This window comes from Nocardia sp. NPDC050799 (genome assembly GCF_040654015.1).
GTDB lineage: Bacteria > Actinomycetota > Actinomycetes > Mycobacteriales > Mycobacteriaceae > Nocardia.
Map to the genome: position 1 here is coordinate 1 of NZ_JBFAHF010000111.1, position 1,328 is coordinate 1,328.

The window sequence follows — 1,328 nt, forward strand, 5'->3', positions numbered from 1 at the left end:
GCGACAGTTCCGGCGTCACGTTCAGCAGCAGCGGCAGCACGTTGACCACCGGGCCGACCGCCGCCAGTGCCTGCGACCCCATCCGGCGCATGAAAGGAAAACCGACTGAAAAACGGGTTTCACCGCTCATGCGCGCCAGATACATGGCCAGCGCCGCCGTGACGATGTCGGCCGGTTGCAGCGCCTGCAGCGCGTCGTCGCGCAGCGCTTCGTCAAACAGTGACTCCGGCAGCACCAGCACCTGTTTGAGCGGCCGGGCGCCCGGTTCAACCTCCCGGCTTTCCGTCGATAATGACAGCGGCGACGGCAGTTCGTGCAGATGCTGGCGCCAGAATTCGGCCGCCCGCTGGCGTGCGGCGGACGTTTGCCATTGCTGAAACTCTTCCACCACCTTTCCGAACGGGGTAAACGGCGAAGCCGCGGGCGACAGCCCGTGGCGCAGCGCGCGATAGATATCGGCGATCCGGCGGGTGATGGCCTCGAAACTGAAGCCGTCCAGGGTCAGATGATGAAAGCGCTGGTACCAGAACCAGCGATCGGCGCCGACACGGATCATCACATGCCGATAGAGCGGCCGCTCGCCGTCCGCGGGCAGATCCTGCGCCAGATCGTCATTCATCAGCGCCAGCGCCGCCTGTTCGGCATCTGGGCGCGCGCTGAAATCAAACCACTCCGGCGCCTGTACGCGCGCAGGGTCGGCTATCAACGGGAGACGCTGCACCGGCTGGCCGTCCTGCGCCTCAAAGAACCGCGCCTGAACCGTATCCGCTTCGGCCAGCCCCTGGCGAATCGCGCGTTCCAGCGCCGAACGATCGATAGCGCCGTGCAATTCGGTGTAGTGCGCCACGGCGAAGCTGTTGCGGCGCAGCGCGATTTGGTCGGCAATCCAGATCCCCGGTTGCGCCGCAACCAGCGGATACTCCCGATACTCGACTTGAGTATCCGGCAAAGAAAGCGTTTCTGACATGGTGTCTGTCCTTTTCCTCAAACGGAATGTATCGATGTGGCTGCCTGGCGATTAACGCGCCGCATCCGCCGCTTTCAGCGCCGCCGGCCGCATGTCCTGCCAGTGCGTTTCGATGTAGTCGATGCATTCACCGCGCGACGCCGGCCCCATCAACACGCGCCATCCCGGCGGCGTATCGGCAAACTGCGGCCACAGCGAATACTGTTGCTGCTCGTTGACCAATACGGAGAAACGGAGATTTTCGTCATCGAACGGGTTTTGTTGTTCCTGAGTCATTTGCCTTACCTGTCTGTCAAAATGTGGGATTACTTCATTGCGGAAAGCAGCTGGCGCACGCCGTCCACCAGGCCACCGCGCCAGC

At 63.1% G+C, this 1,328-nt stretch carries 2 protein-coding genes; both read right to left on the reverse strand.

Going from position 1 to position 1,328, the window contains the following annotated elements:
• A partial coding sequence (locus AB0H42_RS35685; protein WP_357064294.1) for a condensation domain-containing protein occupies positions 1-967 on the reverse strand: 967 nt, incomplete at its 3' end.
• 51 nt (positions 968-1,018) lie between these two features.
• Positions 1,019-1,243 (reverse strand): MbtH family protein, encoded by a 225-nt coding sequence (locus AB0H42_RS35690; RefSeq protein WP_060447157.1) that lies wholly within the window; start codon positions 1,241-1,243, stop codon positions 1,019-1,021.
• Between the last annotated feature and the right edge of the window lie 85 nt (positions 1,244-1,328).